Raw genomic sequence first — 13,338 nt, 5'->3', positions numbered from 1 at the left:
TCAGGTGAACCGCCCAAACCGCGGTTCAGGCACTGCCTCAATTCGATCAATCGCCGACTGGAGAGCCACCACGCCAAGTGGTGCACCGAAGGAGCAAACCCGCTGCCAGTGGCCGCGTGGTGAAACTCTCAGGTAACAGAGACAGGGGGAGCGGCAGTCTGAACCCCGGGTCTTGCCGCTTTTACAGTAAGCGCTAACGCCCGCCGTTCATGCCCTCCCAAAAGGATTCGGACATGCGCGTGGTTGTATTTGGCGCGGGCTTGCTCGGCGTGACCTCGGCCTACTATCTTCAACAGCTCGGACACGAAGTGACCGTGGTCGACCGGCATGCGACGCCGGCGGCCAAGGCACGCGGCCTGGCGACCGCCGAGCAGTCGACCGCAGCGCCGGCCGCAGCGGCATCGCCCCGGCGCGGCAGGAAGCTGTCCAGGCTGTGCAGCGGCATCCGTCGCGGCCTCTCCAGGCTGATGGACCGGGCCGTCGGGACGCCGGCCAAGCGCGATCCCCTCGACCATCTCGTGCGACTGGCGGCGTACAGCCGCAAGAGCGCGCGCGCCCTGCGCGACGAAGCCGGAGTGCCCCAGGGCTCGCGCTCGGCCGGCCTGATGAACATCTACACCGATCCCGAGGCCTTCCGGGTCCGGACGGCCGGCGCCACGCACTGGTCCAGCCTCGGCTGCGAGGAACGGCTGCTGTCGGCCGACGAAGCCATCGTCCTGGAACCGGCGCTGAAGGCGATGGGCGGCAAGCTGGCCGGAGCGACCCACGCGCAGGAAGACCCGGCGCGCGATCCGGCGCAGTTCGCCGCCAGCCTGGTGTTCCTGTGCCGCGCCGCCGGCGTGCGCTTCATGACGCGGCACACCGTGGTGTCGCTCAAGGAACGCAACGGCCGGATCGACCATGTCGAGCTGCTCGATGCCGCCGGCGAGCCGACCACCTTGCGCGGACAGGCCTACGTGCTGGCGCTGGGTGCGTCGAGCGTGCCGCACGCCGAAGACCTGGGCATCGACATGCCGCTGCGCTTCGTGCGCGAATACATCGTCACGATGCCGATCCTGAACCCTTCGCTGGCGCCGCGCATGCCCTTGCGCGACCGCCAGGGCAAGCTGCGCATCACGCGCATCGAAACGCCGGCCGGCGACCAGTTGCAGGTCCGGGCCGTCGTGCGGGCCGGGCTCGACGAAGAGGCCGAGCCCGACTCGGACCGCTTCCGGGCGATCGTGCGCCGCACCGAGATGCTGCTGCCCGGCGTCGCCGACGCCGCGCGGGCCAGTTTCGATACCGCCATGCACGCGGCCAGCACCAACCGGCTGCCGATGATCGGCAAGACCCGCCTCCCCAACCTGTTCCTGAACACCGCGCCCGGCGCTCGAACCTGGATCCATGCCTGCGGCGCGGGCAAGTCGATCGCGCGGATCGTCAGCGGACTTCGGCCCGAACTCGACTTCGCCTTCCGGCGCCCTTAGGGCCTGTTCACACTATTTCCGGGGATCGCGTTGCCGGGCGAAGGGGCTGGATGCAAGGCGCCCGCGCGCAGCAAGGCTTTCGCCTTGCAAGCGCGGGCAACGCCGCAGACGGCCCCTTGGCCCGGCAACCCGCAGGGAAGGCCTGCCAGGACGAGCCACTCGGCGTTGCGCTCCTTGCATGTGCCAACGCACATGCCGCGTCGCGCGCCTTGATTGGCCCGTCCTGGCAAGCCTTCGCGACCCCGGAAATAGTGTGAACAGGCCCTACCCGCTACAATCCGCCCACTGCAGGAGAGCGGGCCCAGGGGCCCCACCGAAGGCGCAAACTCCCATAAACGCTCAGGTCGGCCCACGCGATGGGCTCGTACTGCAGTTCACTGTCAAAGCCGTCTGGAGAGCCATCACGCCGCGCGTGGTGCACCGAAGGAGCAAACCCGCTGCGGGCGCAGCGGGTGAATCTCTCAGGTACCGAGGACAGGGGGAGCGGCAACTTGGACGCACGGTCCGGTTGCTTTCGTTTCGACAGCATGCCGTCTCCGTTGCGTTCGAGCGCTGCAACCATCAAGGGTTCTCGATATGCGCGTGATCGTTCTTGGCGCCGGCCTGCTCGGCGTGACTTCGGCTTACTACCTCCAGCAACTCGGCCACGATGTGACCGTGATCGACCGCCAGGCCACGCCGGCGGCGGAAACCAGCTTTGCCAACGGCGGCCAGATCTCGGTCAGCCATGCCGAGCCCTGGGCCAACCCGGGGGCGCCGCTCAAGGTGCTGCAATGGCTCGGCAAGGAAGATGCGCCCTTGCTGTTCCGCATCCGCGCCGACATGCGCCAGTGGCTCTGGGGCCTTTCGTTCCTGCGCGAATGCACGCCGGCGCGCACCCGCCACAACATCGAGCAGATCGTGCGCCTGGGCACCTACAGCCGCGACACGCTGCAGCAGCTGCGGCGCGACACCGGGATCGACTACGACCAGCGCACGCAGGGCATCCTGCACTTCTACACGACGCAGAAGGAGTTCGACGCCGCGCTGGAGCCCGCCGAACAGATGCGCGCGCTCGGCTGCGACCGGCGGGTGATCTCGGCCGACGAGGCCGTGAGGCTCGAGCCCGCGCTGTCGCACATCCGGCCGCAGCTGGCCGGCGCGACCTACACGGCCGAGGATGAATCGGGCGATGCCAACCGCTTCGCGCGCGGGCTGGCCGGGCTGGCCGAGGCAGCCGGCGTGCGCTTCCTCATGAACCATACCGTGACCGCGCTGCGCGCAGCCGGCGGCCGCCTCGACCACGTCGAGGCGACCGATGACGAAGGCCGCTTCCAGCGCATCCGCGGCGACGCCTACGTGCTGGCGATGGGCTCGCTGAGCCCCCTCCTGGCCGCGCCGCTGGGCATCCGGCTGCCGATCTATCCGGCCAAGGGCTACTCGGTGACGATGCCGGTCCGGGACGCCTCGAAGGCGCACCAGGTCTCGCTGACCGACGACGAGTTCAAGCTGGTGTTCTCGCGCTACACCTCGGCCGCGGGCGACCGCCTGCGCATTGCCGGCACCGCCGAGCTCAACGGCTACGACCGCGACCTGAACCAGGTGCGCTGCGAGGCGATCGTGCGGCGCGTGGAGGAACTGTTCCCGGGCGCCGGCGACGCCTCCGCGGCCCAGTTCTGGACCGGGCTGCGCCCGGCGACGCCGAGCAACGTGCCGCTGATCGGGGCGTCCAGGCTGCCCAACCTGTTCCTCAACACCGGCCACGGCACGCTGGGCTGGACCCACGCCTGCGGCTCCGGCAAGTCGATCGCGCGAATCGTCAGCGGGCTGGCGCCGGAGGTCGACTTCGCCTTCACCGGGCTGCGCAGCGGTCCTCAGTCATCGCTCGCGAAGACGGTCAGCACGCCGGTATAGCCGTAGAGGTGGTTGCGGGCGATCTCGCCGGCGGCGAAGAAGCCGACCAGCGGGACGTCGCCGAGCGCATGGCGCACGATCTGCAGCTCGGCGCCAGGGGCTCCGAAGTGCGGCCCGCCGCGGCCCGAGCAGCTGACGTAGATCGCGCCCGCGATGCGGCGCGCCGGATGCGGCGCGGCCTCGGCCTCGCCGGCCGCGATCTCGCGCGCGGTCGCCAGCGTCTGCTCCTGGGGCTCCAGTTCCTCGCGGATCTCGGCGCAGACGCGCCTCAGGTCGGCACGCGCGGCCTGCACGTTGCGGCGGCAGAAGCTCATGCGCATGCCGGCCGCCGCCACATCCGCGATCGCCACGCCGCGACGCGTCGGGTCGAGACCGATGATGTGGCGCACCCGCACGTCGGCACCCAGGTCGCCGGTGCGCCGGACGCCGTCGCTGCCGGCCTCGGCCAGGCCGACCAGCGTGGCGCGCACGGCATCGATCGCCTGCTCGGGCGCATCGAGCGACACCCGCAGGTCGGCCAGCAGCACGTCGAGCGCGGGCTCGCCGTCGAGCTCGAGCAGCAGGTTGCCGTCGGCCTCGGTGATCTCGCGTTCGCGCGACACCGGCTGGCAGCCCTGGGTCACGCGCGAGACCAGCCGCACGCCTTCGCCGAACACCACGCCCGACAGGCCGCCCGAGAACACGCCGCCAACCGCGCCATGGCCGCGGATGTTGCCGTTGCCGCCGATCGCGAACTGCAGCGAGCCGACCCGGCCCGACGACAGGCCGCCGAACAGGTAGCCGGTGTCGGTGCGCTCCGCCATCTCGGCGATCAGCTCGCCGAGCTCGGGCGTGCGCGGGTCGGCGTGCACCAGGGCGGTATGGGCCGCGAAGCCGCTCATTTCCGAGCTGGCGAGCGGCGCTACGCCGGAAAACACGCGGTACTGGTCGCTCGGCAACTCGCACAGCATCACGCTGAGCGCTGGCTCATCGAAATACTCGGCGTTGTTGGCGGCCACGCCGACACCCACGGTGCCGGTCCAGTCGGTGATCTCGGGCAGTTCGGCCCCCAGGTGATCGAGGATCTCCTGGGCGTCTTCCCCGTAGTGGTCGGTGATGTAGAGCAGGCCCAGCGTCGGCGAACGCGCGTAGTCGGGCAGCGCCATCTGCGCCCGCAACTGGGCCAGCACCAACCCCGCCGCCATGCGCCACTGCGGATGGGTGGCATGTCCGGAAGGAAACAGCTTCATGGGCTCGGCTTTCAAGGCGCGCGCTTGCGCGCCGGTGGGGGACCCTTGGCCGCTGCCGCCGCACCGCGACGCGCGGGCGAGGCCTTTTTCCGGGCCGCGGCCGGCTTGGCCGCCCGCTTCGCCGGCGCTGGCGCCGGCGCCGAGCCCGCGCCCAGGCCGACCGCGTCGACCAGCGGCTGCGCCACGGCCGGCACCTTGAGTTGCGAGGCGTCCTGCAGGGCCGAACTGGCGATCTGCTGGAACTGTTGCGTGAGCGCGCCCCACCACTGCAGGGGATCGACCACGCCGGCCGCGTCCGGCGCGGCCGCGGCCTTGGCCCGCTTCGGCGCCGGCGTCTCCTCGACCTCCGGCTCCGTTTCGGGTTCCGGGGCGGCGGCCGGGGCCGGTGGCTCGTCCTGGAACGCGGGTGCCGGCGCGGGCGTCGGCCCGACGGGCCGCGTGAAGGCGCTGGCGAGGTCTTCCATGCGGACGTTCATGCCGCGCAAGGTCGACAGCGTCATCTTCTGCACTTCGAGCGCCTGGATCGTCGCCTTCAGCGCGTGGCCGTTCTGCTCGAGCCAGTACTGCACGGTCTTGAGCTCCTGGATGCGCTTGTCGACCTCCTCGACGCTCAGCGTCGGCGCCACCCAGCTCGACAGGCTCGGCAGGCCGGGCACCCCGCCGGACGATGCGCTGGCGCCGGCCAGGCTTTTCAGGAAGTCGAAGCCCGGAACGAACTGACTGAAGGCGAAGGGCTTGGTGGCGTCGCTCATGGGAGTGCTCCGGTATGTGGTTCTTGTCCGGGCAGCTTACTCCAAGCGTCCGGGCTTTTGGGCCGGTAAAGGCATCCGGCACTCGCCACGGCGGCCCGGCTTGTGGACAATGACCCATTAGACACAGAAAGACACATGTCCATCTTCCATCTCGCCTTCCACGTCCGCGACCTCGACGAGGCCCGGCGCTTCTACGGCGGCGTGCTGGGATGCATCGAAGGCCGCAGCACCGACACCTGGGTCGATTTCGATTTCTTCGGCCACCAGATTTCGCTGCACCTCGGCGAGCCCTTCGCCACCTCGCGCACCGGCCGCGTGGGGGACGTGATGGTGCCGATGCCGCACTTCGGCATCGTGCTCGAGTTGCCGGCCTGGCAAGCGCTCGCGGCGCGGCTCGAGGCGTCGGCCATGGATTTCGTGCTGAAGCCGCAGGTGCGCTTCGAGGGCCAGCCCGGCGAGCAATGGACCATGTTCTTCTGCGACCCCTTCGGCAACCCGATCGAGGCCAAGGGCTTCCGCTCGCTCGACACCGTCTACGACGCATGAATCATCCTGCGGCGCCCACCCGGAGGTCGATGCGCCCGCGCGTCGCCGGGGCGGCGGCCGCGCTGCTGCTCGGCTGCGGCGCCGCGCACGCGGTGCAGGATTGCGAGCTCAATGGCCAGGCCGTGAATCCGGCCAACGGCAACAGCACCGCCGGCAAGACCGGCGTGTTGCGCTGCAAGGACCGGGACAGCGGCGCGCTGCTGCGCGAACAGCAGATCCAGAGCGGAACCTTCATGGGCCTGGTGCGCCTCTACGAGAACGGCAAGCTCGTGAAGGAACACAGCGTGAACGCCCACGGCAACATGGAAGGCCGGGCCCGCGAGTACTCGCCCTCCGGCCAGGTCTTGCGCGACGCCACCTACGAAGACGGCCACGAGATGGGCCTGGTGCGCACCTTCTATCCGGACGGGCCCCTGCGCCGCGTCACCTTCTTCGCCGATGCGGCGGGCGAGCGCGCCTCGGTCGAGTTCACCGAACGCGGCCAGCTCTCGGCGCTGCGGTGCGGCGACAAGCCGGTGCTGGCGCCGGTGGTCGACGATGCGCGGCTCTGCGGCTTCGTCGGCGGCCCGTCGAAGGTCGAGCTGTTCGATGCCAAGGGAACGCTGCGCGCGCGGCTGTCGTACGTGGCCGGCAAGCGGGTGCGCAGCGAAGACCTGTACGACAACGGCAAGCCCGCCGCGCAGGACGAGGTGGCTGGCAACCAGCGCATCGAAAGGCGCTTTTCGTCCGAAGGCATCAAGCGCCGCGAGGTGGTCTCGCTGCTCGGCGAGCGCGGCGCGGTCAAGCAGCGCGAGCAGGAATTCTCGGAGCGGGGCACGCTGGTGCGCGAGCAGCGATGGAACGCCGCCGGCGAAGCGCTGAGCGACGAGAGCTACTACCAGAACGGACAGCCGCGCAGCAAGTCGACCTATGGCGTGGGCGGCAACCCGCGCCAGATCGAGATCATCGAATTCCACGACAACGGCGAGAAGGCCGCCGTCGGCCGCTACCTGGCCATCGAGCGCCTGCGCCAGATCCCGATCGGCACCCACCAGCGCTTCGGGGACAACGGCCTGCTGATCGCCGAATCGGTCTACGACGGCGAGGGCCGCATCACGCGCGAGCGCGTCTGGGACGCCAGCGGCAAGCTCGAGCGCGACGAGGAAGTGTTCGAGGACGGCTCACGCAAGGCCTTCGCCAAACCGTAGCTTGAAGCGGGCCCAGGCCGGCGCCGGGCCGCCCCAAGGCGGCCTGCGGCCCCCTCGGGGGGCAGCGACCCACACGCAGTGGGGGAGCGTGGGGGCCCAGGCCGGCGCCGGGCCGCCCCAAGGCGGCCTGCGGCCCYCTCGGGGGGCRGCGACCCACACGCAGTGGGGGAGCGTGGGGGCCAGTCAGCCTCAGCCCTGCAGCAGCACCATGTTGTCGCGGTGGACCATCTCCGGCTCCGCCACGTAGCCCAGCAGGCGCTCGAACTCCGACGAAGGCTTGCGGCACAGCATCCGCGCTTCGGCACTCGAATAGTTGGCCAGGCCGCGTCCGAGCTCGATGCCCCGTTCGTCGCGGATGGCAATCACGTCACCACGCGAAAACTCGCCTTCGACGCCGGTCATGCCGATCGGCAGCAGGCTCTTGCCCTCGCCGCGCAGCTTGGCCGCGGCGCCGGCATCCACCGAGACCGACCCGCGCAGTTGCAGGTGGTCGGCCATCCAGCGCTTGCGCGCCTGGTGCTTGGCGGTCTGCGCCACCAGCAGCGTGCCGATGGCTTCGCCGCGCGCCAGTCGCAACAGGGCGTCGGGCTCGCGGCCCCAGGCAATCACCGTCGAAGCACCGGAACCGGCCGCGCGCTTGGCAGCCAGGATCTTCGTGATCATGCCGCCGCGCCCGATGCTGCTGCCCGCCCCGCCGGCCATCGCCTCGAGCTCGGGGTCGCCGGCCGCAGCTTCGTCGACGAAACGGGCCTCGGGATCCTTGCGCGGATCGGCCGTGTACAGGCCCTTCTGGTCGGTCAGGATCACCAGCGCATCGGCCTCGACCAGGTTGGCGACCAGCGCACCCAGCGTGTCGTTGTCGCCGAACTTGATCTCGTCGGTGACCACCGTGTCGTTCTCGTTGATGACCGGCACCACGCCGAGCGCCAGCAGGGTCATCAGCGTCGAGCGCGCGTTGAGATAGCGCTCGCGGTCGGCCAGGTCGGCGTGGGTCAGCAGCACCTGGGCGCTGCCCATGCCGTTCTCGCGCAGCTTGCTCTCGTAGACCTGCGCCAGCCCCATCTGGCCGACGGCGGCGGCGGCCTGGAGTTCGTGGATCTCATGCGGTCGCAAGCGCCAGCCGAGCCGCTTCATGCCCTCGGCGATCGCACCGCTCGACACCATCACGACCTCCCGGCCATCGCGCACCAGCAACGCCAGTTGCCGGCACCATTCGCCGATGGCCTTCTCGTCCAGCCCGCGCCCCTCGTTGGTGACCAGGCTGGACCCCACCTTGACGACGATCCGGCGCGCGTCGCGCAGCACGGTAGAGCCTTGCATTGAACTCATGGCTGGAGATCGGGAAAACGCGGATCGATTTCGGTCGGCGGCTGCTCGGCCACCTGCTGCGCCTTGACGTGCTGGTAGATCGCCTGCACCAGCGGCTCGCAGCCTTCGCGCGTGAGGGCCGAGATCTCGAAGACCGGGCCCTTGAAGCGCATCCGCTTGACGAAGTCCTTGACCTTCGCCGCGCGCTCGTCGTCCGCCACCATGTCGAGCTTGTTCAGAACCAGCCAGCGCGGCTTCTCGTACAGCGTCTTGTCGTACTTCTTGAGCTCGCCGACGATCGCCTTGGCCTGCGCGACCGGATCCACGCCTTCGTCGAAGGGGGCCAGGTCGATCACGTGCAGCAGCAGGCGCGTGCGCTGCAGATGGCGCAGGAACAGATGGCCGAGGCCTGCGCCTTCGGAGGCGCCCTCGATCAGCCCCGGCAGGTCGGCGACCACGAAGCTCTGCTCCGGGCCCACGCGCACCACGCCGAGATTCGGATGCAGCGTCGTGAACGGATAGTCGGCGATGCGCGGGCGGGCGTTCGAGATGGCACTGATCAGGGTCGACTTGCCGGCGTTCGGCATGCCCAGCAGTCCGACGTCGGCCAGCACCTTGAGTTCGAGCTTGAGGTTCTTCTTCTCGCCTGGCCAGCCGGGCGTCTTCTGCCGCGGCGCGCGGTTGATCGCGCTCTTGAAGCGCATGTTGCCGAAGCCGCCATCGCCACCTTTGGCGATGGTGATCACCTCGCCTGGCGTCAGCAGTTCGTAAAGCACTTCGCCGGTTTCGGCGTCGGAAATGATGGTCCCGACCGGCATCTTCAGGGTGATGTCGTCACCGGCGGCGCCGAACATGTCGGAGCCCATGCCGTGCTGGCCGCGCTTGGCATCGTGGCGGCGCGAATAGCGGAAGTCGACCAGCGTGTTGAGGTTCGGGTCGGCGACCGCGAATACATGGCCGCCGCGTCCGCCGTCACCACCGTTCGGACCGCCGAACTCCTTGTACTTCTCATGGCGGAACGACACGCAGCCGTTGCCGCCGTCGCCGGCGGCGACGTCGATGAAGGCTTCGTCCACGAACTTCATGAGAACATCCAGTCTACAAAAGAAGAAGCCCCGGCAAAGCGGGGCTCCGAACAGATCGAAGTGACAGGGCTTACGCCGGCGTCACGTTGACCGTGTGCTTGTTGAGTGCACCCTTGGTGCCGAAGGACACCTTGCCTTCGACCAGGGCGAACAACGTGTGGTCCTTGCCGATGCCGACGTTGACGCCGGGATGGAACTGGGTACCACGCTGGCGCACGATGATCGAGCCTGCGCTGATCAGTTCGCCGCCGAAGCGCTTCACGCCGAGCATCTTGGGCTTGGAATCGCGCCCGTTTCGCGTTGAGCCGCCGCCTTTTTTCTGTGCCATGGAATGTGCTCCTTAGCCGGCGATCGCGCCGATTTGCAGTTCGGTGAACTGCTGGCGATGGCCTTGACGTTTCTGATAGTGCTTGCGACGGCGCATCTTGAAGATGCGAACCTTGTCGTGCTTGCCGTGCGACAGGACCGTGACCGTCACCGTGGCGCCGGACACCAGGGGCGTGCCGACCTTGATTTCGCTGCCGGTTCCGACTGCGAGCACTTGATCGATCACGATTTCCTGGCCCACGTCCGCAGCAATCTGTTCTACTTTAATTTTTTCGCCGGAAGCAACGCGATACTGCTTGCCACCGGTTTTTATGACCGCGTACATATTGACCTCTTGATCTTGTTCATCCGTTGGGATGGCTCCACGGCGAATTCCGCAGAGCCCGCGATTATAGCATCCTGGGCCATCTGCGCCACTGGCGGCGCTCCGCGCCTCCTGCGCCCGGGCTGGCCGTCCCTATAATCGAGGGCTTCCGGCCATTGTGGCCTCCAGCGCCATCGTCGCACCTCCTGCAGCGCGCAAGCGCCCTCCCCTTTGTCAGTTCACGCCGCCGACACCTCTCCCGCCGCCGCCGTTCTCAGCCTGATCGCCGAAGACATGGACAGCGTCGATCTCGTGATCGCCCGCCGCCTCGATACCGGCGTGCCGCTGGTGAGCCAGGTCTCGAAATACATCATCTCCGCGGGCGGCAAGCGACTGCGCCCGGCGCTGCTGCTGCTGATGGCCGGCGCCCTGGGCTACCGCGGCGAACAACGCTTCAATCTGGCTGCCGTGGTGGAATTCATCCATACGGCCACCCTGCTGCATGACGACGTGGTTGACGAATCCACGTTGCGACGCGGCCGCCCCACCGCCAACGAATCCTTCGGCAATCCCGCCAGCGTGCTGGTCGGCGATTTCCTGTACTCGCGCGCCTTCCAGATGATGCTGGACGCCAACGACGTGCGCGTGATGCAGATCCTTGCGGAGGCAACCAACGTGATCGCCGAAGGCGAGGTGCTGCAGCTGATGAACATGCACGACGCCACGCTCGACGAGGAGGCCTACCTGCGGGTGATCCGCTCGAAGACCGCCAAGCTGTTCGAGGCCAGCACCCGGCTGGCCGCCGTGCTGGCCGGCGTGCCGCCCGCCGTGGAAGAAGCCTGCGCCGCCTACGGGCAGGCACTGGGCACGGCCTTCCAGGTCATCGACGACGTGCTGGACTATGCCGGCGATGCCAACGAGACCGGCAAGAACGTCGGCGACGACCTGCGCGAGGGCAAGACCACCTTGCCGCTGATCCTGGCCATGCAGCGCGGCACGCCCGAGCAGAGTGCGCTGATCCGCAGCGCCATCGAGGCCGGCGACACCGCGCAACTGCCGCAGATCGTCGCCATCGTGCGCGAAACCGGCGCCCTGGAAGCCACCCGCGCCGCTGCGGCCGCCGAGGCGCAACGCGCAATCGACGCTCTTCGTGGTTTTTCTGCAAATTCGCACTCCGCGGCTTTGCTACAATTAGCGGCTCAGCTGCTTGAGCGACGCGCCTGATGACCCGCCCACGCGAGTGAGCAGCACAGACGCTTCACATTTCTTGCAACCAGCACCATCGGGGTGTAGCTTAGCCTGGTAGAGCGCTACGTTCGGGACGTAGAGGCCGGAGGTTCGAATCCTCTCACCCCGACCAGCCTTTCAGGGCTGTAATTGCCAAATGCTTCGCGGAACTGTTGCCGCGCGGCGGTTTACAGCGCTTGGGCGATCAGCGATGATCGTGAAGCAAATTTTCACGTTTCTTACATTCGTTGAATGGCCGCAGCCGAACCCATCGTCAAAGACAGCTCGCCGATTGCCCTTCCAGGCCTGGCGCGCGCACTTGTTTCGGCCGGAAAGCTCCCCGCCAAGACCGCGGAAGACATCTACCAGAAGTCCCTCAGCGGCAGAACCAGCTTCATCGCCGAACTGACCGGTACCGGCGCCGTCTCGGCGGCCGACCTGGCCCACACCCTGTCGAGCGCCTTCGGGGCGCCTCTGCTCGACCTCGACGCCATTGATCCCCAGCGTCTGCCCAAGGACCTGCTGGACCCCAAGCTGTGCCAGGCCTACCGGGTCGTGGTGCTCAGCAAGCGCAACAATCGTCTCATTGTCGCCACAGCCGATCCCTCGGACCAGCAGGCGGCGGAGAAGATCAAGTTCGCCTCGCAGATGGGCGTGGACTGGGTCATCGCCGAGTACGACAAGCTCTCCCGGATGATCGAAGCGGCGGCGGTGAGCGCCTCCGAAACCATCGACAGCATCATCGGCGCCGAGTTCGAGTTCGACGAGGTGTCGGCCGAAACGACGAGCGAAAGCAACGACCCGGCGGTGGCCGAAGTCGAGGACGCGCCGGTCGTCCGCTTCCTGCACAAGATGCTGCTGGACGCGTTCAGCATGCGGGCCTCGGACATCCACTTCGAGCCCTACGAGCACAACTACCGGGTGCGCTTCCGCATCGACGGCGAACTGCGCGAGATCGCCAGCCCGCCGACCGTCATCAAGGACAAGCTGGCCTCGCGCATCAAGGTCATCTCCCGGCTCGACATCTCAGAGAAGCGCATCCCGCAAGACGGCCGGATGAAGCTCAAGATCGGCCCCGAGCGCGTGATCGACTTCCGGGTCAGCACCCTGCCGACGCTGTTCGGCGAGAAGATCGTGATCCGGATCCTGGACCCGAGCAGCGCCCGGCTGGGCATCGATGCCCTCGGCTACGACGCCGACGAGAAGGAACGCCTGCTCGCGGCCATCGGCCGGCCGTATGGCATGGTGCTGGTCACCGGGCCCACGGGCTCCGGCAAGACGGTGTCGCTCTACACCTGCCTGAACCTGCTCAACAAGCCGGGCGTGAACATCGCGACCGCCGAAGACCCGTCCGAAATCAACCTGCCGGGGGTCAACCAGGTCAACGTCAACGACAAGGCCGGCCTGACCTTCGCGACCGCGCTTCGGGCCTTCCTGCGGCAGGATCCCGACATCATCATGGTCGGTGAAATCCGCGACCTCGAGACCGCCGACATCTCGATCAAGGCGGCGCAGACCGGCCACCTGGTGCTTTCGACGCTGCACACCAACGACGCTCCGACCACGCTCACGCGGATGCGCAACATGGGCATCGCCCCCTTCAACATCGCCTCCAGCGTGATCCTGATCACGGCCCAGCGGCTGGCGCGGCGCCTGTGCACCGTGTGCCGCGCGCCGACCGAGGTGCCGCGCCAGGCCCTGCTCGACGCCGGCTTCAGGGAGAGCGACCTGGACGGCTCCTGGAAGCCCTATCACCCGGTCGGCTGCTCGGCCTGCAACAGCGGCTACAAGGGACGCGTCGGCATCTACCAGGTGATGCCGATCACCGAGGAGATCCAGAAGATCATCCTTCGCGACGGCAGCGCGCTCGACATCGCCAAGCAGGCCGAGGCCGAGGGAGTCAGGTCGCTGCGCCTGTCGGGCCTGAAGAAGGTCATGCAAGGCCTGACCTCGCTCGAAGAAGTGCTGGCAGTCACCAACGAATAACTCGCGTCAGCAGGCACGCATCAGCAGC

At 68.2% G+C, this 13,338-nt stretch carries 12 protein-coding genes, 1 tRNA gene and 3 riboswitches; of the genes, 7 read left to right on the top strand and 6 right to left on the bottom strand.

What is annotated here, in order from left to right; translation table 11 throughout:
- The first annotated feature begins 47 nt into the window (after window positions 1-47).
- A riboswitch (glycine riboswitch) is annotated at window positions 48-155 on the top strand.
- Between the two features lie 78 nt (window positions 156-233).
- Both AC1DYD_RS00865 and AC1DYD_RS00860 read left to right on the top strand, forming a co-directional pair.
- Window positions 234-1,466: an FAD-dependent oxidoreductase gene (locus AC1DYD_RS00865; protein WP_478170856.1), complete on the top strand. Its 1,233-nt coding sequence runs from the start codon at window positions 234-236 to the stop codon at window positions 1,464-1,466.
- Between the two features lie 278 nt (window positions 1,467-1,744).
- Window positions 1,745-1,846: riboswitch (glycine riboswitch) on the top strand.
- A riboswitch (glycine riboswitch) is annotated at window positions 1,847-1,954 on the top strand.
- Window positions 1,955-2,042: 88 nt separating this feature from the next.
- A complete protein-coding gene (locus tag AC1DYD_RS00860) occupies window positions 2,043-3,359 on the top strand; it encodes a D-amino acid dehydrogenase (RefSeq protein ID WP_478170855.1) in 1,317 nt (438 codons plus the stop codon).
- Here the strand turns inward: AC1DYD_RS00860 and AC1DYD_RS00855 are convergent.
- Entirely contained in the window at window positions 3,320-4,588 is a 1,269-nt protein-coding gene (locus AC1DYD_RS00855; RefSeq protein ID WP_478170854.1) for an FIST signal transduction protein, read from the bottom strand. The genes AC1DYD_RS00860 and AC1DYD_RS00855 overlap by 40 nt on opposite strands.
- A gap of 11 nt (window positions 4,589-4,599) precedes the next feature.
- Window positions 4,600-5,340 (bottom strand): PhaM family polyhydroxyalkanoate granule multifunctional regulatory protein, encoded by a 741-nt coding sequence (locus AC1DYD_RS00850; protein ID WP_478170853.1) that lies wholly within the window; start codon window positions 5,338-5,340, stop codon window positions 4,600-4,602.
- A 135-nt stretch (window positions 5,341-5,475) separates the two neighbouring features.
- On the opposite strand from AC1DYD_RS00850, the gene AC1DYD_RS00845 reads away from it, so the two are divergent.
- Window positions 5,476-5,886: a VOC family protein gene (locus AC1DYD_RS00845; protein WP_478170852.1), complete on the top strand. Its 411-nt coding sequence runs from the start codon at window positions 5,476-5,478 to the stop codon at window positions 5,884-5,886.
- 29 nt (window positions 5,887-5,915) lie between these two features.
- The gene (locus AC1DYD_RS00840) at window positions 5,916-7,073 is read left to right on the top strand and encodes a toxin-antitoxin system YwqK family antitoxin (RefSeq protein ID WP_478170851.1); all 1,158 of its coding nucleotides are present in this window, start codon (window positions 5,916-5,918) and stop codon (window positions 7,071-7,073) included.
- Window positions 7,074-7,262: 189 nt separating this feature from the next.
- On the opposite strand, the gene proB is transcribed toward AC1DYD_RS00840, so the two are convergent.
- From proB to rplU, 4 genes are all read right to left on the bottom strand, one after another.
- Window positions 7,263-8,402 (bottom strand): glutamate 5-kinase, encoded by a 1,140-nt coding sequence (gene proB, locus AC1DYD_RS00835; RefSeq protein WP_478170850.1) that lies wholly within the window; start codon window positions 8,400-8,402, stop codon window positions 7,263-7,265.
- On the bottom strand, window positions 8,399-9,466 hold the full coding sequence (gene cgtA / locus AC1DYD_RS00830) for an Obg family GTPase CgtA (RefSeq protein WP_478170849.1): 1,068 nt from the start codon (window positions 9,464-9,466) through the stop codon (window positions 8,399-8,401). The genes proB and cgtA overlap by 4 nt, the downstream gene beginning before the upstream one ends.
- Window positions 9,467-9,536: 70 nt before the next feature.
- Entirely contained in the window at window positions 9,537-9,794 is a 258-nt protein-coding gene (gene rpmA, locus AC1DYD_RS00825) for a 50S ribosomal protein L27 (protein WP_478111479.1), read from the bottom strand.
- A gap of 12 nt (window positions 9,795-9,806) precedes the next feature.
- Window positions 9,807-10,118 (bottom strand): 50S ribosomal protein L21, encoded by a 312-nt coding sequence (gene rplU / locus AC1DYD_RS00820; protein ID WP_286369298.1) that lies wholly within the window; start codon window positions 10,116-10,118, stop codon window positions 9,807-9,809.
- A 210-nt stretch (window positions 10,119-10,328) separates the two neighbouring features.
- Between rplU and AC1DYD_RS00815 the strand changes: the two genes are divergently transcribed.
- The 3 genes from AC1DYD_RS00815 (at window position 10,329) to pilB (ending at window position 13,310) form a co-directional block, all read left to right on the top strand.
- Window positions 10,329-11,321 carry a polyprenyl synthetase family protein gene (locus AC1DYD_RS00815; protein ID WP_478170848.1) on the top strand — a complete coding sequence of 331 codons (993 nt, stop codon included), beginning with the start codon at window positions 10,329-10,331 and terminating at the stop codon, window positions 11,319-11,321.
- 59 nt (window positions 11,322-11,380) lie between these two features.
- Window positions 11,381-11,457: transfer RNA gene (locus tag AC1DYD_RS00810), tRNA-Pro, on the top strand.
- A 119-nt stretch (window positions 11,458-11,576) separates the two neighbouring features.
- Entirely contained in the window at window positions 11,577-13,310 is a 1,734-nt protein-coding gene (pilB, locus tag AC1DYD_RS00805; RefSeq protein WP_478170847.1) for a type IV-A pilus assembly ATPase PilB, read from the top strand.
- Window positions 13,311-13,338 lie beyond the last annotated feature (28 nt).

This window comes from Variovorax sp. P4_B11, from assembly GCF_056402355.1.
Note: the sequence above shows the minus strand (reverse complement) of the source record. Positions and strands in the feature narration are given on the sequence as shown.